Below are 17,247 nucleotides of genomic sequence, written 5' to 3' on the forward strand. Positions count from 1 at the left end.
TATGACTAATGACGCTCCGGTGGAGTCACCCGGGCGGCGGGAGCCCTCTCACAGGTCCCGCTGCTCCAGCGGCCGCACCGCCGGGCCCTGGATCACCCGGCCGTCGACACCGAAGCGCGAGCCGTGGCAGGGGCACTCCCAGGCCTGCTCGGCCCCGTTGAAGGCGACCAGGCAGCCGAGGTGGGTGCAGCGGGCCGAGAGCGCGTGCAGGATGCCCTCCTCGTCACGGCGCACGGCGAGGTGCTTGCCGCCGACGCGGACCACCGCGCCCTCGCCGGGCGCCAGATCGTGCGGGGAGGCCGGGGAGCGCAGCCGGTCGCCCACGAAGTGCCGGGCCACCTCGGCCTGGTTCTTCAGCAGCGACGGCGCCTCGCGCAGCACCGACTTCACCCGCCGCGGGTCGTACAGGTCGCGCCACGGGCGGTCCTCGCCGGTGATCAGCGCCGTCAGCAGCAGCCCGGCCATGATGCCGCCGCTCAGTCCCCAGCCGCCGAAGCCGGTGGCGACGTAGGTGTGACGGGCGCCGGGGTGGAAGGGGCCGACCATCGGCACGGTGTCGGAGGAGTCGTTGTCCTGGGTGGCCCAGGCGTACTCCAGGGCCACCCCGGGGAAGTGCTTCACGGCCCACTCGGTGAGCCGGCCGAAGCCCGCTTCGGGGTCGCCGGTGCCCGGGGTGAAGTGCTCACCGGTGACGACGAGCAGTCGCTGCCCGTCCTCCCCGTACGGCGCCGTGCGCACCGAGCGGGTGTTCTCCTCGGGCGTGATGTACATGCCCCCGGGATCGGGCCCGTCGCCGAGCGGCCCGGCCACGACCAGTTCCCGGCGGGGGGAGAGGCGGGAGAAGAGCAGCGCACGGTCGAAGACCGGGTAGTGGGTGGCGATCACGACGTCCCGCGCGGTCACCGTACGGCCCGCCTCGGTGGTCAGCCGGCAGGGCTCGCCGCCCTCCGCCAGGCCGACGACCCGGGTGTCCTCGTAGACCTGTCCGCCGCGCGCGAGCAGATCGGCCGTGACGGCCCGCAGGTACTTCAGCGGATGGAACTGCGCCTGCCCCGTGACCCGTACCGCGCCCGCCACCGGGAACGGCAGCCCGGTCTCCGTGGTGAACGAGGCGTCCAGCCCCGCCTCCCGCGCGGCCTCCGCCTCCGCCCGTACCTCGGCCACCCGCTCGCCGTCCCGGACGAAGGTGTACGCGTCCCGGGGCTCCCACTCGCAGTCGATGTCCAGCCCGGTCACCAGCGTGGCCGCGTGCTCGATCGCCTCCGACTGGGAGCGGGCGTACAGCCGCGCCCCCTCGGGCCCGCGGGTGCGCCGCAGTCGGTCGTAGACCAGGGTGTGCTGCGCGGTCAGTTTCGCGGTGGTGTACCCGGTGACCCCGGCCGCCACCCGGCCGGCCTCCAGCACCGCCACCCGTAGCCCGGCCCGGGCCAGTTCGTGGGCGGTGCTCAGCCCGGCCATGCCGGCGCCCACGACGGCCACGTCGACGTCGATGTCCTCCGTCAGGGCGGGGTAGGACGGCCCGGGGGCGGTCCGCAGCCAGTACGAGTCGGTGACCTGTCGCATCTCGCGCATGGCCGCCGGGTACCCAGCCCCGCCCGCCTCACGTCCCGTTCCTCCCGCTCAGGTCTCCGGCTGCCGCGGGGCCTGGAATTGTCCCGCGTCACCGTTGGGGGTGGGCAGCTGCCCGAGCTGGTGGCCCCTCTCCAGGAAGTGCAGCAGCTCCACCGGGATGGGCAGCACCAGGGTGGAGTTCTTCTCGGCCGCCACCGCCATCACCGTCTGCAGCAGCCGCAGCTGGAGCGCGGCCGGGGTCTCGGACATCTGCTCCGCGGCCTCGGCGAGCTTCTTGGAGGCCTGCAGCTCGGCGTCCGCGTTGATGATCCGGGCCCGGCGCTCCCGGTCGGCCTCGGCCTGGCGGGCCATCGACCGCTTCATGGTGTCCGGCAGGGACACGTCCTTGATCTCCACCCGGTCGACCTGGACGCCCCAGCCGACGGCCGGACTGTCGATCATCAGCTCCAGCCCCTGGTTGAGCTTCTCCCGGTTGGAGAGCAGATCGTCCAGGTCGCTCTTGCCGATGATCGAGCGCAGCGAGGTCTGCGCCATCTGGGACACCGCGAACTTGTAGTCCTCGACCTTCACCAGCGCGCTCGCCGCGTCGACCACCCGGAAGTACACGACAGCGTCCACCCGCACGGTGACGTTGTCCCGGGTGATGCCCTCCTGGCCGGGGACCGGCATGGTCACGATCTGCATGTTGACCTTGTGCAGCCGGTCCACGAACGGGATCACGAGGGTCAGGCCCGGATCGCGTACCTCACCCATGACCCGCCCGAGCCGGAACAGCACCCCCCGCTCGTACTGCTTGACCACGCGCGCCGCCATCGCGAGGTAGACGACACCGACGGATGCGGCGGCCGCGGCCGCCCCCAGCAGCTCCTGGAGCATGATGACCTCCTCACCGAGAGGCCTGCCTTTTGTCCGCTGCTGCAACCATATGCCCGCGTTCGGGCGGAAGCCATGGGCCGGACGGCCGGGTACGGACCCGGGGTGCCGAGGGGCGTCGGCACCCCGGTCCGCGGGCGGTGGGCGCGGGCTCAGGCCGCCGGCGCCCCGGCCGCCTCGCCCGGTGCGGACCGCGCGGCCGGGAGGGCCGGCGCGGTGACCCGGACCGGCTCGGTGCCGGCCGCGCTGTGCCGTTCGGCCCAGTTCTCCAGGGCCCTGCGGCAGGCGTGGTCCAGGTGGTGCAGGCCGGACAGGTCCAGCCGTACCGGACGGTCCTGGGGCAGCGACTCCAGGCTGTCGAGGATCTTCGGCAGCCGCAGGAAGGTCGCGTTGCCCGACAGGTACGCCTCGACCGGGCCCGCGCCCTTGTCGACGACCTCCAGCCTGAGGTGCGAGGCCTCCCAGGCCGTCTTGACGACCGCGAGCGCGAGTCCGATGAGCACGCCCTCGAACATGCTGACCGCCACGATCGACACCGCGGTGACGCCCAGGATCAGCGCCTCGCCCCGGTGCTCGCGCCACAGCGCGGCCAGCGCCCGGACCGGCACCAGCTTGGCGCCGGCGTGGACCAGGACGCCGGCGAGGGCCGGGATCGGGATGAGCGCGAGCACGCCCGGCAGCAGCGCGGCGAACAGCAGCAGCCACACGCCGTGCAGCACCCGGGACGCCCTGGTGCGGGCGCCCGCCTGGACGTTGGCCGCGCTGCGCACGATCACCGCGGTCATCGGCAGCGCGCCGAGCAGCCCGCACACCGTGTTGCCGGCGCCCTGCGCGATCAGCTCCTTGTCGTACGCGGTGCGCGGCCCGTCGTGCAGCCGGTCCACGGCGGCCGCGCTGAACAGCGACTCGGCGGACGCGATCAGCGTGAACGCGACGATCGTGCCGAGCAGCCCGGGACCCGCCAGCCCGGCGAACGCGCTCAGCGGCGGCGGCTGCACCGAGCCCAGCAGCCCCTTCACCTCGACGGTCGCCACCGGCAGGCTCAGGACGGCCGCGGCCGCCGTGGCCAGGCCCACCGCGGCCAGCGGGCCGGGCACCGTACGCACCCGGGCCGGCGCGAGCCGCCACAGCACCAGGACCGCGACGGTGCCCACGCACAGGGCGAGCGAGGCGAGCGCCGGTCCGTCGCCGAGGGCGTCCAGGAACGCCCGGGGGAGGCCGGCCACCTTGCCCAGGCCCGAGTCGGGGGCCTTGGCCGCCATGGCCGGATACAGCTGGCCGGCTATCAGGACCAGTCCGATTCCGGCCAGCATGCCCTCGACCACGGAGACCGAGATGGCCCGGAAGTACCGGCCGAGCCCGAACGCGCCCATGAGCACCTGGAGCAGACCGGTGGCGAGCACGATCACACCGAGCGCCGGCAGCCCGAACTCCTTGACGGCCTCGAAGACGAGCACGGTCAGTCCGGCGGCCGGCCCCGACACCTGCAGGCTGCTGCCGCGCATCAGCCCGGTGACGAGGCCGCCCACGATGCCGGTGACGAGTCCCAGCTCGGCCGGTGCCCCGGAGGCGACGGCCACGCCCACGCACAGCGGCAGCGCGACCAGGAAGACGACGAGGGAGGCGGCGAAGTCCTGCCGCAGATGGGGGAAGCGGGATATGAGCCGTGACTTCGTCATGGGCGCGCTCACAGGGCTTCGAAGGTGTCGGTCTGCGGGCGGTGCGTCCGTACGGCGCCGGTGTGCACCTCGTAGTACCAGGCGTGCAGGTCGATCCGGCCCTCCGCCAGCCGCCGCTCCACGCACGGGTACGAGCGCAGCCGGAGCAGCTGGGTGAGGACATGGCTCTGGACGCCCTCGGCGACCTCCGGGTCCTCGGGGGCGCCGGCCGGGCGCGCGGCGGCGTGCGCCAGCCAGTCGCGCACGGCGGGTACGGCGGTCAGGTCGTCGCCGCGCACCAGCGCGCCGACGGCTCCGCAGTGCGAGTGGCCGCAGACGACGACGTCGCGGACACCGAGCACCTCGACGGCGTACTCGATGGTGGCGGCCTCGCCGGTGGGCCGCTGCGAGGCGTAGGGCGGGACGATGTTGCCCGCGGTGCGCAGCTCGAACAGCTCGCCGGGGCGGGCGCCCGTGATCAGGGCCGGGACGACCCGGGAATCGGAGCAGGTGATGAACAGGACTTGGGGGGACTGGCCTTCGGCGAGCTCGGCGAACTCCTCAGGGCGCTGTCCGAACGTACGGGCGTTGTCGATGAGGGGCTGCATGCGTGTGGTCTCCTCCTGGCGCGCCGCACCGGCGCGTCGGGCTTGCACGACGGTCGTGGGGGGACGAGCCCGGCTCTCAGCGGCGGAAGACCTGAAGGGCCGCGGGGGAGTGGGCTCTGGAGGATCTGGTGGCACGGTGGTGCGGATCGCCGGCCGGGGCCGGTGACCGCGGGGCGGCCGTGCGCCGGGATATGAGCGGGTGCTCCCGCGCGCACCCGGCGGCGGGCGCGCGGTGCCGGTCCCGGGTGTGCGGGGTGCCGGTGGGTTCCTTCGGGCGGCCCGGCTCGCGGTACGGGTCCGCCTGCTCGGCCGACCGCTGTGCGGAGGACGTCATTCCGGTCCAGGCCTTGGCCTCTGCCTCACCGAAGGTGTGCGCAGCTGCGAAGGGTCCCGCGGATGTGAAGAACTGAAGCGCGAGGAGGACGGCGGTGAGCAAGGTGAGCGTGGTCCGGGTGTTCCTGCCTCGGAACATGCGCCCCCCTTCCACAACTTCACACCTCTTGTGCGCACCAACCATTGGTCAATGGTTGGTCAAGAAATACGTTAACCCCGCAACGTCCTTTGCAGGGTTAACTGGCGGTTAAGCGCGCAAGAGAGCGTGAAAAGCGCGGGTCCGATGGCGTGAACCGGCTCTTGACCCGCCGGGGCCCGATCGAATATTGAGCGGGCCATAAGGCGACGGATTATGTGATTACAGGACTGGGCGGAAACGCCGGTCGGAAAAGGGACTACGAGGCGACGAGGCCCTTGGCGTCCCGGGCCAGCGCGGTGAGCCGGGATATCGCGCGGAAGTACTTCTTGCGGTAGCCGCCGTTCAGCATCTCCTCGCTGAACAGCCGGTCGAACGGCAGCCCCGAGGCCAGCACCGGCACCTCACGGTCGTACAGCCGGTCCGCCAGCACCACGAGACGCAGCGCCGTCGACTGGTCCGGCACCGGCGTCACGTCGGTGAGGCACACCGCGCTCAGTCCGTCCGTCAGCGCGCCGTACCGGCTCGGGTGCACCTTCGCCAGGTGCTCCAGCAGATGCGGGAAGTCGTCCAGCGAGGCGCCCGGCGTGGCGTACGCGGCCTTCGTCACCTGTTCGTCGGTGAACGGCGCGGGAGCCTCGGGCAGACCCCGGTGGCGGTAGTCCTCGCCGTCGATCCGCAGGGCGCGGAAGTGGGCGGAGAGACCCTGGATCTCGCGCAGGAAGTCGGCGGCGGCGAACCGGCCCTCGCCGAGCTTGCCGGGCAGCGTGTTGGAGGTGGCTGCGAGCGCCACGCCCGCCTCGACCAGCCTGCCGAGCAGCGTGGAGACCAGCACGGTGTCGCCCGGGTCGTCCAGCTCGAACTCGTCGATGCACAGCAGCCGGTGGTTGCTGAGCGTCTGCACCGTCTGCTGGAAGCCGAGGGCGCCGACCAGGTTGGTCAACTCCACGAAGGTGCCGAACGCCTTGAGCGCCGGCTCCGCCGGGGTGGCGTGCCACAGGGAGGCGAGCAGATGGGTCTTGCCGACGCCGTAGCCGCCGTCCAGGTAGACCCCGCGGGGGCCCGACGGGGTCTTCGGTGCCTTGGCCCGGCCGAAACCGAGGAAGCCCCGCTTGCCGGCGCCCGTGGCGTGCGCGCCGCCGAGCCCGGCCGCGAAGCCCTCCAGCACCCGCACGGCCTCGGTCTGGCTGGGCTGGTTCGGGTCCGGGATGTAGGTGGCGAAGCGCACCGAGTCGAAGCGCGGCGGCGGCACCATCTCGGCGACCAGCCGGTCCGCCGGGACGTGCGGCTCGCGGGCGGTGAGGGACAGCGGACCCGCGTCGGTCAGGGGGCTTGAGCCATGGGCTGCGGTGGAGGACGACACGGTTACCCATGCTAAGCGCCGTGTCACACTGCACGACATGCGACGCCTGTTCCCTGTGACCGACGAAACACCAGACCAGGCCCGGGAGTGGAGCCTCGCCGAGCTGGCCGCCGCCTACGCCTACCCGGAGCCCGCCGCCGACGCCCCGCGGCCGTGGCTGCGCGCCAACATGGTCTCCACCCTCGACGGTGCCGCCCAGCACGAGGGGCACTCCCAGCCCATCTCCAGCGCGGCCGACATGCGCGTCTTCGGCACCCTGCGCGCGCTCGCGGACGTGATCGTGGTCGGCGCGGAGACGGTACGGCAGGAGGGCTACCGGCCCGCACGCGCGCGTGCCGAGTTCGCGGCGGCCCGGCAGGCCGCGGGCCAGGGCCCGGCACCGGCGATCGCCGTCGTCACCGCCGGCCTGGAGCTGGACTTCTCCCTGCCGCTGTTCACCTCGCCCCTGGTGCCGACCCTGATCCTGACCGGCGCCGCCGCGGCCCCCGACCGGGTCGCCGCCGCGGAGAAGGCCGGCGCCCGGGTGGTCGTCGCCGGTGAGGGCATGGGCGTCGACCCCGCCCGCGCGGTGAGCGCCCTCGCCGGCCTCGGGTACACCCGGCTGCTCACCGAGGGCGGCCCCAGGCTGCTCGGCCAGCTGGTGGCCGCCGGGGTCCTGGACGAGCTGTGCCTGACCGTCTCGCCGATGCTCACCGCCGGGGACGCGCAGCGCATCACCGGGGGACCGTCCGTCGCCGTTCCGCGCCGCTTCGGCCTGGTGTCCCTGCTCGAGGAGGAGGGATTCCTGTTCAGCCGGTACAGCCGGTCCTGAATGCGGCGGAACACTCCGTTCCGTCCCACTCCGCGGCGGGCACACTGGGGCTGTCCGATGTGATCCACCGGACAGCCCCTAAGTCCGGTCTACCCGCGCGATCACGGGGCAGGATGGTTTCCGCAGGGCCCTGCCGGGCCCACGGGAGGAGAGAGGCGCCGGGTGTTCACTAGCGTTCTGATGATCGAGAAGGCCTTGTCGTCGGTCGACGTGGAGTTCGTCACCACCCTGCACGGCGACGAGCCGGTCTCGTTCCACGTGCTTCTCCAGCCGCGCGGTGACCAGGACCGCCTGCTGCGGGCCATCGACGACATCGCGCTCGGCGAACTGGACGACGCCGTCCGCGAGGGCAGGACGCCGGAGGGCGAGGCGGCGAAGGAGCCCGCCGAGAAGGCGCTGGCGGTCTCCCTGCGGGCGCTGCGCGCCGCGGGCAGCGAGGCGCAGGGGCGGCTCGTCGACGACCATCCGCTGGACGCGCTCAAGACCCTCGTCGGCGAGGTGGGAGCGGACGAGGTGATCGTGCTGACCGCTCCGCACTACGTGGAGGAGTTCTTCCACCGCGACTGGGCCTCCCGGGCCCGGCACAAGGTGGGCGTGCCGGTGCTGAAGCTGTTCGCGCACGGCGAGGAGTGACGCGGCGGCGACCGGGGGCGCCGTGCCCGTTGCGAAGGGCGCCGGGCGCGAGCGCATAGGCTAGGCACGCTCAGCCCGTACCGGATCTTGGGAGAAACGCGCATGGCACCCGGACTTCCTGCCGCCATGGACCGACCGCACTTCATCGGCATCGGCGGCGCCGGGATGTCGGGGATCGCCAAGATCCTCGCCCAGCGCGGCGCCGAGGTGGCCGGCAGCGACGCCAAGGAGTCGGCGACCGCGGAGGCGCTGCGGGCCCTCGGCGCGACCGTGCACATCGGGCACGCCGCCGGGCACCTCGCCGACGACGCGAGCTGTGTCGTGGTGTCGTCCGCGATCCGCGAGGACAACCCGGAGCTGCTGCGCGCCGCCGAGCTGGGCATCCCGGTGGTGCACCGCTCCGACGCGCTCGCCGCGCTGATGGAGGGGCTGCGGCCGATCGCCGTGGCCGGCACCCACGGCAAGACCACCACCACGTCCATGCTGGCCGTCTCCCTCGGCGAGCTGGGCCTGCGGCCGTCGTACGCCATCGGCGGCGACCTGGACGCCCCCGGTTCCAACGCGCTGCACGGCGAGGGCGAGATCTTCGTCGCCGAGGCCGACGAGTCGGACCGCAGCTTCCACAAGTACGCGCCCGAGGTCGCCATCGTCCTCAACGTCGAGCTGGACCACCACGCCAACTACGCCTCGATGGACGAGATCTACGAGTCCTTCGAGACCTTCGCCGGCCGCATCGTGCCCGGCGGCACGCTGGTGATCTCCGCCGACCACGAGGGCGCCCGCGAACTCACCCGGCGGCTGGCCGGCACGGTGCGCTGCGTGACCTACGGCGAGGCCGAGGACGCCGACGTGCGGGTGCTCTCCATCGTCCCGCAGGGGCTGCGGAGCGAGGTGACCGCGGTGCTCGACGGGCAGGAGCTGACCTTCACCGTCTCCGTCCCCGGCCGGCACTACGCCCTCAACGCCGTCGCCGCGCTCACCGCGGGTGCCGCGCTCGGCGTCCCGGCCGCCGGCCTCGCGTCCGCGCTCGCCGCGTACACCGGTGTCAAGCGGCGCCTGCAGCTCAAGGGCGAGGCGGCCGGGGTGCAGGTCATCGACTCCTACGCCCACCACCCCACCGAGATGACCGCCGACCTGGAGGCCATGCGCGCCGCCGCCGGTGACGCCCGCATCCTGGTCGTCTTCCAGCCGCACCTGTTCTCCCGCACCCAGGAGCTGGGCAAGGAGATGGGCCAGTCGCTGGCGCTCGCCGACGCCTCGGCCGTGCTCGACATCTATCCCGCCCGTGAGGACCCGATCCCCGGGGTGACCAGCGAGCTGATCATCGAGGCCGCGCGCGCGGCCGGCGCCGACGTCACCGCCGTGCACGACAAGGCGGAGATCCCCGCGGTGATCGCGGGAATGGCGAAGCCCGGTGATCTCGTTCTCACCATGGGCGCGGGAGACGTGACCGACCTGGGCCCGAAGATCCTGGACCGCCTGTCGCAGCAGTGAAGGGGCTGAGACTCATGTCGTACAGCGTCGAGAAGCCGGACGAGCAGTGGCGGACGGAGCTGACCCCGGCCGAGTACGCCGTACTGCGCCAGGCCGGCACCGAGCCGGCCTTCACCGGTGAGTACACCGACACCAAGACCGAGGGCGTCTACTCCTGCCGTGCCTGCGGCGCCGAACTGTTCACCTCCGACACCAAGTTCGCCTCGCACTGCGGCTGGCCGTCCTTCTACGACCCCAAGGACACCGATGCCGTCGAGCTGATCGAGGACCGCTCCCACGGCATGGTCCGCACCGAGGTCCGCTGCGCCCGCTGCGGCTCGCACCTCGGCCATGTCTTCGAGGGCGAGGGGTATCCGACCCCGACCGACCAGCGGTACTGCATCAACAGCGTCTCGCTGCGGCTGGCGCCCGCCGAAGGCTGATCGGCCCGTCCCCCCGGTCCATGGCGCCGCGGTGACGCGCCCGCCGTGACCGGGGCCCGGCCGGGTGCGGCCGTTTCCGCTACCCTGCTCGCAATTCCCTGCTGAGGAGGGCGAGTTGACGGGGAGCACAGCGGCTGCCCGGCCGGGTGGCGGCCGGGCGGGCAGAAGGGATCTGCGGGGCAGGGCCTTCCCGGCGCTCACCCTCGGTACGCCGCACGAGAGACTGGAGTCGGTCCGGTCGCTGCGGGTCTGGGCCGAGCAGGAGGCCGAGGACGCCATCGAGTGGTACCTGCGGGACAAGCGCCTCAAACGGTTCGGCTCCCGCCTCATCCGCGCCCTGATGATCGTCCTCGCGACGACCGGCACCGTGATCCCGTTGGCCGGCACGGCCACCGGCGCGGACATCCAGAGCTGGGGTTATGTCTTCCTGGCCGCCGCCGCGGGCTGCAAGGGCTTCGACTACTTCTTCGGCCTGTCCACGGCCTGGATGCGCGACATCACGGCGGCGCAGGCGCTGCGCGGCGAGCTCAACGAGTTCCGGCTGGCCTGGTCGGCCGAGCTGCTGCGGGACGTGACCGGCGTGCCGGAACAGACACTGATCGAACGAAGGATGCTGCTGATCGGCGGCCTGGCCGGCAAGCTGCGCACCCATCTGGAGTCCGAGACCGCCGACTGGACCGCCGAGTTCCGCGCCGGGCTCCAGCAGTTCCAGGACCAGGCCGCCGCGCTGCCCGCGCCCCGCGAGGCCGGGGCCGCCGAACGCTGACCGCCTGCTCCGTCGTGGCCCGCCCGGGATCTCGTGCCGGGGGAGCCGGCCGGTCCGAGCGCGGCCGGATGCCCGGTTCGGACCGGCGGCGAGCGGGTGCCGGCTGGACGGATTGTCCCGTTTTGAGATTCTGTGCATGTGTGGAGTGTGCCGCGCTGGATCCACTCCCGCCGCGGGCCCGCGTCCGACGGCGGCCGCCGCCTGCCGGACGGAGCCGGCGAGCCGGCCGGCGGCGTGGCGCGGCCGGCGGCGCTGCGGGCCGCGCTGGCCGGGATCGGTACGACCCTCGACGAGGAGACGACCTGCGCCGAGCTGACCGCCGCCGCCGTACGGCTGACCGGCGGTTCGGCGGCCGTCCTGCGCCGCGGCGGCGGCACCGGCCCGGCGCACGGCGGCGGCGACCCCGGGTCCGGCCACGGCGGCGGCACCCGCTCCGGGTACCGGGCGGTCAGTGGCGACGAGACGCTGCTGCCCGCCGCCGGCTGGGCCGTCGCCGCGGCCCCTGAAGCGGGCACCCCGGCACAGGGCCTGCCGCCCGGCACCCGGGCCGCGGGCCCGCCCGGCGCCCCCGGCCGGTCAGCCCTCGTCACCCCGCTGGCCAGCGGCGGCGACCACTTCGGTCTTCTGGTCACGGTCCGTCGGGGCGCACCCCACGACCGGGCGGAGGCCGAACTGCTGGCCCTGCTCGCCGAGCGCGCCGCCTCGCACATCCGGCACGCCCGCACCCACGACCAGATCAGCCGTACCGCCGGTGACCTGCAGCGCGCGCTGCTGGCCGAGCCCGGCCGCCCGCACCCGAACCTGGACATCGCCGTCCGTCACCTCCCGGCGGGCGGGCGGGCGCTGGTCGGCGGTGACTGGTGCGAGACCGTACGGCTGCACTTCGGCCGCACCCTGCTGGTCGTCGGTGACGTCATGGGCCACGGCCTGGAGGCCGCCGTCGACATGAACGCCTACCGGTCCTCACTGCGCTACATCGCCTCCGCCGACCTGCCCCCGCACCGGGTGCTGCGGCAGATGGACGACATCGCCGCCGGCGAGGCCGAGCGAAGGCCGGCCACCTGTCTGCTGGCCCGGGTCGACCCCGGCCGGGGACAGGTCACACTGGCCGGCGCCGGTCATCTGCCGCCCCTGCTGATCGGCCCGGACGGCGCGGCCGCGCTGCTGCCGGTGCCGGTCGGGCCGCCCCTCGGCACCGGCCTCGGCGGATACGAGCCGGTCACCCATCCGGCGACCCCCGGGCAGACGCTGGTGCTGTTCACCGACGGCCTCGTGGAACGCCGCGGCGAGGACATCGACCGTTCCCTGGCCCGCCTGGCCGGCCTGCGCTTCCCGGCCGGCCAGGGCGTCGACCACGTACTGGACACCATCCTGACGGGACTGGACGCCCGGCACGCGGAGGACGACGTCGCCGTCCTCGCGGCCCGGCCGCGCCCGCGCCGCCCGCCCGGCGAACCGCCGTACGGAACGCGGGCGGCGGACTGACCTCGGGGCCCGCCGGAGAGGGCCGTGCGGTGCCCGGGCCTCATGGGTGAGGGATCCGCGTGGACGGGGAACCCTCAGCGAGGCGGGCACTCGCCCGCCGACGTGCCGCGACGGCCGACGTCTAGACTCACCCGGCAACGGCAAAGGCTTCGCCAGAACCGAAGGGTACGCAACGTCTTGATACGGATCGACGCAGTCACCAAGCGGTACCCGGACGGCACGGTGGCCGTCGACCGGCTCTCCCTCGACATCCCGGACCGCGCGATCACGGTCCTGGTCGGCCCCTCCGGCTGCGGCAAGACCACGACGCTGCGGATGATCAACCGGATGGTCGACCCCACCGAGGGCAGCATCCTCCTCGACGGCCAGGACATCCGACAGCAGCCGGTCAACACCCTGCGCCGCTCGATGGGATACGTCATCCAGAACGCCGGTCTCTTCCAGCACCGCACCATCGTCGACAACATCGCCACCGTGCCCCGCCTGCTCGGCTGGGGCAAGCAGAAGGCGCGCGCCCGGGCGGCCGAACTGATGGAGCGGGTCGGGCTCGACACCTCGCTCGCCAAGCGGTACCCGTACCAGCTCTCCGGCGGCCAGCAGCAGCGGGTCGGCGTGGCCCGCGCCCTCGCCGCCGACCCGCCGGTGCTGCTGATGGACGAGCCCTTCTCCGCCGTCGACCCGGTCGTGCGCAAGGGGCTGCAGGACGAACTCCTGCGCATCCAGAACGAACTGGGCAAGACCATCGTCTTCGTCACCCACGACATCGACGAGGCGATCAAGCTGGGCACGACGGTCGCCGTACTGCGCACCGGCGGCAGGCTCGCCCAGTTCGCGCCGCCCGCCGAACTGCTCAGCGCCCCCGCCGACCCGTTCGTTGAGGACTTCCTCGGCGCCGACCGGGGCATCCGCCGGCTGTCCTTCTTCTCCTCCGCCGGACTGGAGTTGCAGACCGGGCCCGTCGTCCCGCTGGACGCCGACGCCGAGCAGCTGGCCGCCGGCGGCCCGGCCCCCTACCGCCTCCTGACGGACGCCGACGGCAGGCCGCTGGGCTGGGGCGCGCCGGACGAGCTCACCGCCGGGCGGATCGACCGGGACCGGCTGCTGCCGTACGGGCGGCCCTTCCTGCCCGGCACCGACTCGCTGCGCACCGCGCTCGACGGAGCCGTGCTGTCACCGTCCGGCTGGGCCGTGGCGGTGGACGGCGAGGGCCGGGCCGTCGGCGTTGTCTCGCAGCAGGTCATCGGCGAGGCGATCCGCGCGGCCCACACCGAGGACCGCCAGGACGCGAAGGCCGCGCGATGAACGGCTTCTTCGACATCCCGAGCGACCTCCAGTACGGCTACTTCGGCCTGATCGGCCTGCACCTGCGCGAGGCGCTGCTGCCGGTGCTGGCCGGGCTGCTGGTCGCGCTGCCCGTCGCCCAGCTCTGCGTGCGGTTCCGCTGGCTCTACGCGCCCGTGTTCGGAGTGACCACGGTGCTCTACGCCGTGCCCTCGCTGGCGTTCTTCGTGCTCCTCATCGACTACACCGGCATGACCGAGACCACGGTGATGATCCCGCTGGCGGTGTACAGCCTGGTGGTGCTGGTCCCCGCGATCGTGGACGGCGTCCGCTCGGTGCCGCCGGAGACCCTGGCCGCCGCCACCGCCATGGGCCTGGGACCCGTACGGCGTTATCTGCAGGTGCAGTTGCCCATCGCGGTGCCCGCCATCATCGCGGGACTGCGGGTCGCGGCCGTGTCGAGCATCTCCCTCGTCAGCGTCGGCATGCTCATCGGCAACCAGGGCGCGCTCGGCAACCTGCTCAACGACGCGCAGATCTACCACCGGCCGCCGCTCGCGGTGAACTCCGTGCTGACCACCGCGGTGCTGGCCATCCTCGTGGACGCCGCGCTGGTCCTGGTCCGTGCCCTGCTGACCCCCTGGATGCCGCGGAAGGGTGCCACCCGGTGAACGTATTCGACTTCGCCCACGCCTTCTTCGGTGACGGCGCCCACTGGCACGGCCAGGACGGTATCCCCACCCGGGTCGGCGAGCACATCCTGTACTCCCTGGAGGCCGTCGGGATCGCCGCCGTGATCGGGCTGCCCGTCGGACTCGTCACCGGCCATCACGGGCGCGGCGGCAACGCGCTGGCGTCCATCGCCACGGCTGCCCGGGCGCTGCCCACCTTCGGCCTGCTGGTGCTGATGTTCACCTGGTTCGGGTTCGGTCTGCTGCCGGTGATGATCCCGCTGGTGGCGCTCGCCGTGCCGCCGATCCTGGTCACCTCCTACGAGGCGGTCCGTTCCGTGGACCCGCCGCCGGTGGACGCCGCGCGGGGCATGGGGATGCCGGAGGCACGGATCCTGTTCCAGGTGGAACTCCCGGTGGCGCTGCCGCTGATCCTCAGCGGGCTGCGGACGGCGGCCATCCAGGTCGTCTCCACGGCCACCATCGCCGCCTACGTCAGCTTCGGCGGCCTCGGCCGGTACATCATCGACGGGCTGGCGCAGCGGGACTACGAGAAGGTCGTCGGCGGCGCCACCCTGGTCGTCGGGATGGCGCTGGCGACCCTGGGGGTGTTCTGGGCCGTGTCCCGGATCGCGGTCTCGCCGGGGGTGCGCAGGGGCGGCTGAGCCGGCGGTCCGTCACCATGCGCCCCCAACCGGTCGCGGATCGAAGCCAATCGGTGACCGGGGATCACTTGACTGAGTCGGAACCGGCTGGATTGGATCGTTGAGTGACTTCCATCAACCGCATCAGCAGGTCAATCCGGAGGAACCGAGGCGCGGCCGTTGTCGCCCTCGCGGCGGCGACGGCGCTGCTGGCGGGATGCGGCTCCTCCGACGGCAAGGCCGACAACCCCCTGACGGACAGCAACGCGAGTGGCGACAGCGTCGTCGTCGGATCCAACAACTTCGCCGAGAGCATCCTGCTCGCGGACATCTACGGCGAAGCCCTCAAGGCCAAGGGAATCAAGGTCACTTACAAGCCGAACATCGGCAGCCGGGAGACCACCTACGGTCTGCTCAAGAACGGCTCCGTCACCGTGCTGCCCGAGTACAACGGCGCCCTGCTGGCCTACCTGGACCCGAAGGCCGCTCCGAAGACGCTGGAGGCGACCACTTCGGCCATCGAGGCCAAGCTGCACTCGAAGCTGACCCTGCTGGAGCCCTCGCCCGCCGAGGACAAGGACTCGATCACGGTCAACGCGGCCACCGCCAAGAAGTACGACCTCAGCGGGAAGTCCTCGATCGCCGACCTGAAGGACGTGGCGAAGGACCTGGCCATCGGCGCCTCGCCGGAGTTCCAGACCCGCCGGCAGGGCCTGGTCGGCCTCAAGTCCGTCTACGGGCTCGAGTTCAAGTCCTTCAAGGCGCTGGACGCGGGCGGCCCGCTCACCCAGGCCGCGCTGAAGAAGAACGCGGTGCAGGCGGCGGACATCTTCACCACGGACCCGGCCATCGCCAAGGAGAAGTTCGTCGTCCTGCAGGACCCGAAGAACCTGTTCGGCTTCGAGAACGTGCAGCCGCTCGTCCGCAAGGGTGAACTCTCCCAGAAGGGCGTCGACGCGCTCAACGCCGTCTCCGCCAAGCTGGACACGGCGACCCTGCTGGACCTGGACACCCAGGTGCAGTCGCAGAACAAGGACCCGCTGGACGTGGCCAAGGCCTGGCTGGACTCCGCCGGCCTGAGCTGACCGCCCCCCTCCGGGGAGTCACACCGGCTCCCCGGAGGCCCGCACCGGTTCCCCGGCGCCCTGGGCCGCCGCCCGTACCCGCGCACGGCGCCGGCGGCGGCTCGTCCGGGGCGGCTGGTCGGGCAGCCAGCCGAAGGTGAGGCAGCTTCCGACGGCGCCGAGCAGCAGGCCGACCAGGAAGCCGCCCAGGTTCGAGGTGAGCCAGCTCCCCAGGGACAGCAGGATCCCGGTGAGGGAGTAGAAGAGGCGCTGGCCCGGGCTGAAGAGGATCAGCAGACCGCAGATCATCATCAGCACCGGCAGCAGATAGCCCGCCAGGCCCTGCATGCCGATGTGCAGGATCACCGGGAGCGGCGCCTTCATGGTCACCAGGATCTCGGCACCGCCCAGCACCAGCAGCAGACCGCCCGCGAACGGCCGGCGCCCCCTCCACTGCCGGAAGCGGTTCACCGGGGGCAGCCGTCGCCGTCGAACCGCATGTGCAGGTTCGGCAGCTTGAACACGGCGGCGGTGGCCGCGTAGTTGTGCTGGTAGAGGTCGGTGATGACGACCTTGTCGGCCTGCTGTCCGTAGACACCCTCGGGGCCCTGGACGTCCGCCTTGTCGAAGGTGCTGGCGTCCCGGCCGATCTCGATGCCGTCGAACGTGGCGTTGCCCTTGATGTCGTCCGAGTCGATGGCCAGGTTCGACACGCTGACCGGCTTGGCGCCGCCGCCGGCGGTGAGCACGAGCTGGATGCCGCCGAGGTCGACGCTCTGACAGAGGTTGGTCAGGGTGCCGTCCTTCACCACCGAGGTGACGACCAGTTCCTGGCCGCCCGTGTCCCCCTGGTTGGGGCTGTTCTCGATCATGTTGTCCAGGGCGCCGAACTGCTCGAACCCGGTGCCCTCCAGCTTGTCCGCGGTGACCACGAACGGCATGCCGGAGATGGCGAACTGCACGCCCAGCGCACCCTGCGCGGTCAGGATCGCGAGGCCGGCGGCGACCAGGGTGGCCGGCACCGCCATCATCGCGGCCCGGCGCGCCCGGACCCGTCCCCGTCTGGGGGTGTCCGGTGCTTCGGGGGAACCGCTTGCGGTGTTCTCGGGGGTGTTGCCGGCGGACGAGAAGTCCGGTGACGAGGCCATGTGTCTGCTCCCATGGGCATGGATCGATGCGGATCGGGCTCCAGTGGCGCGGTGTCCTGGCGCGGACTTGGCTGTCGCGCGTACGCCTCCTCGCACTCCCGGCGGGTGCAAGGGCTTTCTCGTTACGCGTCAGTAGCCTTCTCGGAAGTTACCGCCGGTTACTTTGAAGGGTCAAGGGAGTTGTGAAAATAGGGTGTCGACGGTGCGACCGGACGGCAACTCCTGTTGCAGCCCTTGACGTTGATGGTCCATCAGGTCTAAAACTCTGCCTGGTTTCCCCTGGAT

At 72.4% G+C, this 17,247-nt stretch carries 18 protein-coding genes; 10 read left to right on the forward strand and 8 right to left on the reverse strand.

Features of this window, described 5'->3' with window-relative positions:
• Nucleotides 1–48: 48 nt before the first annotated feature.
• From AB0924_RS14135 to zapE, 6 genes are all read right to left on the reverse strand, one after another.
• Nucleotides 49–1,572, reverse strand: coding sequence for an FAD-dependent oxidoreductase (locus tag AB0924_RS14135; protein WP_358935105.1), 1,524 nt, complete (start codon nucleotides 1,570–1,572; stop codon nucleotides 49–51).
• Nucleotides 1,573–1,620: 48 nt separating this feature from the next.
• Nucleotides 1,621–2,448: a slipin family protein gene (locus AB0924_RS14140; protein WP_366911491.1), complete on the reverse strand. Its 828-nt coding sequence runs from the start codon at nucleotides 2,446–2,448 to the stop codon at nucleotides 1,621–1,623.
• Between the two features lie 149 nt (nucleotides 2,449–2,597).
• On the reverse strand, nucleotides 2,598–4,124 hold the full coding sequence (locus AB0924_RS14145) for a SulP family inorganic anion transporter (protein ID WP_366911492.1): 1,527 nt from the start codon (nucleotides 4,122–4,124) through the stop codon (nucleotides 2,598–2,600).
• Nucleotides 4,125–4,132: 8 nt separating this feature from the next.
• On the reverse strand, nucleotides 4,133–4,711 hold the full coding sequence (locus AB0924_RS14150; protein ID WP_358935111.1) for a carbonic anhydrase: 579 nt from the start codon (nucleotides 4,709–4,711) through the stop codon (nucleotides 4,133–4,135).
• A 76-nt stretch (nucleotides 4,712–4,787) separates the two neighbouring features.
• On the reverse strand, nucleotides 4,788–5,183 hold the full coding sequence (locus AB0924_RS14155; RefSeq protein ID WP_366911493.1) for a hypothetical protein: 396 nt from the start codon (nucleotides 5,181–5,183) through the stop codon (nucleotides 4,788–4,790).
• 256 nt (nucleotides 5,184–5,439) lie between these two features.
• Entirely contained in the window at nucleotides 5,440–6,543 is a 1,104-nt protein-coding gene (gene zapE, locus AB0924_RS14160) for a cell division protein ZapE (protein ID WP_366911494.1), read from the reverse strand.
• A 37-nt stretch (nucleotides 6,544–6,580) separates the two neighbouring features.
• Between zapE and AB0924_RS14165 the strand changes: the two genes are divergently transcribed.
• The 10 genes from AB0924_RS14165 (at nucleotide 6,581) to AB0924_RS14210 (ending at nucleotide 15,835) form a co-directional block, all read left to right on the forward strand.
• Entirely contained in the window at nucleotides 6,581–7,354 is a 774-nt protein-coding gene (locus AB0924_RS14165; RefSeq protein ID WP_358935117.1) for a pyrimidine reductase family protein, read from the forward strand.
• 162 nt (nucleotides 7,355–7,516) lie between these two features.
• Nucleotides 7,517–7,987: an indole-3-glycerol phosphate synthase gene (locus AB0924_RS14170; RefSeq protein WP_358935120.1), complete on the forward strand. Its 471-nt coding sequence runs from the start codon at nucleotides 7,517–7,519 to the stop codon at nucleotides 7,985–7,987.
• Nucleotides 7,988–8,089: 102 nt separating this feature from the next.
• Complete coding sequence (gene murC, locus AB0924_RS14175) at nucleotides 8,090–9,481, forward strand: UDP-N-acetylmuramate--L-alanine ligase (protein WP_358935122.1); 1,392 nt, start codon at nucleotides 8,090–8,092, stop codon at nucleotides 9,479–9,481.
• A gap of 14 nt (nucleotides 9,482–9,495) precedes the next feature.
• Nucleotides 9,496–9,903, forward strand: a complete 408-nt coding sequence (msrB, locus tag AB0924_RS14180; RefSeq protein ID WP_358935125.1) for a peptide-methionine (R)-S-oxide reductase MsrB — start codon at nucleotides 9,496–9,498, stop codon at nucleotides 9,901–9,903.
• A 115-nt stretch (nucleotides 9,904–10,018) separates the two neighbouring features.
• The gene (locus tag AB0924_RS14185; RefSeq protein ID WP_366911495.1) at nucleotides 10,019–10,669 is read left to right on the forward strand and encodes an SLATT domain-containing protein; all 651 of its coding nucleotides are present in this window, start codon (nucleotides 10,019–10,021) and stop codon (nucleotides 10,667–10,669) included.
• A gap of 138 nt (nucleotides 10,670–10,807) precedes the next feature.
• Nucleotides 10,808–12,154 (forward strand): PP2C family protein-serine/threonine phosphatase, encoded by a 1,347-nt coding sequence (locus AB0924_RS14190; protein WP_358935127.1) that lies wholly within the window; start codon nucleotides 10,808–10,810, stop codon nucleotides 12,152–12,154.
• A 177-nt stretch (nucleotides 12,155–12,331) separates the two neighbouring features.
• Entirely contained in the window at nucleotides 12,332–13,456 is a 1,125-nt protein-coding gene (locus AB0924_RS14195; RefSeq protein ID WP_358935129.1) for an ABC transporter ATP-binding protein, read from the forward strand.
• Nucleotides 13,453–14,106, forward strand: coding sequence for an ABC transporter permease subunit (locus AB0924_RS14200; protein WP_358935131.1), 654 nt, complete (start codon nucleotides 13,453–13,455; stop codon nucleotides 14,104–14,106). The genes AB0924_RS14195 and AB0924_RS14200 overlap by 4 nt, the downstream gene beginning before the upstream one ends.
• Nucleotides 14,103–14,771 (forward strand): ABC transporter permease, encoded by a 669-nt coding sequence (locus AB0924_RS14205; protein ID WP_366911497.1) that lies wholly within the window; start codon nucleotides 14,103–14,105, stop codon nucleotides 14,769–14,771. The genes AB0924_RS14200 and AB0924_RS14205 overlap by 4 nt, the downstream gene beginning before the upstream one ends.
• Before the next feature lie 104 nt (nucleotides 14,772–14,875).
• Nucleotides 14,876–15,835: an ABC transporter substrate-binding protein gene (locus AB0924_RS14210; RefSeq protein WP_358935135.1), complete on the forward strand. Its 960-nt coding sequence runs from the start codon at nucleotides 14,876–14,878 to the stop codon at nucleotides 15,833–15,835.
• A gap of 18 nt (nucleotides 15,836–15,853) precedes the next feature.
• Here the strand turns inward: AB0924_RS14210 and AB0924_RS14215 are convergent, their stop codons facing one another.
• Nucleotides 15,854–16,285 carry a DUF6114 domain-containing protein gene (locus AB0924_RS14215; protein WP_366911498.1) on the reverse strand — a complete coding sequence of 144 codons (432 nt, stop codon included), beginning with the start codon at nucleotides 16,283–16,285 and terminating at the stop codon, nucleotides 15,854–15,856.
• Nucleotides 16,282–16,962: a DUF6230 family protein gene (locus tag AB0924_RS14220; protein WP_358935139.1), complete on the reverse strand. Its 681-nt coding sequence runs from the start codon at nucleotides 16,960–16,962 to the stop codon at nucleotides 16,282–16,284. The genes AB0924_RS14215 and AB0924_RS14220 overlap by 4 nt, the downstream gene beginning before the upstream one ends.
• Between the last annotated feature and the right edge of the window lie 285 nt (nucleotides 16,963–17,247).

The sequence above is a fragment of the Streptomyces sp. NPDC047869 genome, from assembly GCF_040704065.1.
Lineage (GTDB): Bacteria > Actinomycetota > Actinomycetes > Streptomycetales > Streptomycetaceae > Streptomyces.

Coding starts and splice junctions, on each gene's coding strand:
- msrB (WP_358935125.1), top strand. CDS start 9,496: ATGTCGTACAGCGTCGAGAAGCCGGACGAGCAGTGGCGGACGGAGCTG.
- AB0924_RS14135 (WP_358935105.1), bottom strand. CDS start 1,572: ATGCGCGAGATGCGACAGGTCACCGACTCGTACTGGCTGCGGACCGCC.
- AB0924_RS14140 (WP_366911491.1), bottom strand. CDS start 2,448: ATGCTCCAGGAGCTGCTGGGGGCGGCCGCGGCCGCCGCATCCGTCGGT.
- AB0924_RS14155 (WP_366911493.1), bottom strand. CDS start 5,183: ATGTTCCGAGGCAGGAACACCCGGACCACGCTCACCTTGCTCACCGCC.
- murC (WP_358935122.1), top strand. CDS start 8,090: ATGGCACCCGGACTTCCTGCCGCCATGGACCGACCGCACTTCATCGGC.
- AB0924_RS14220 (WP_358935139.1), bottom strand. CDS start 16,962: ATGGCCTCGTCACCGGACTTCTCGTCCGCCGGCAACACCCCCGAGAAC.
- AB0924_RS14150 (WP_358935111.1), bottom strand. CDS start 4,711: ATGCAGCCCCTCATCGACAACGCCCGTACGTTCGGACAGCGCCCTGAG.
- AB0924_RS14145 (WP_366911492.1), bottom strand. CDS start 4,124: ATGACGAAGTCACGGCTCATATCCCGCTTCCCCCATCTGCGGCAGGAC.
- AB0924_RS14165 (WP_358935117.1), top strand. CDS start 6,581: ATGCGACGCCTGTTCCCTGTGACCGACGAAACACCAGACCAGGCCCGG.
- AB0924_RS14200 (WP_358935131.1), top strand. CDS start 13,453: ATGAACGGCTTCTTCGACATCCCGAGCGACCTCCAGTACGGCTACTTC.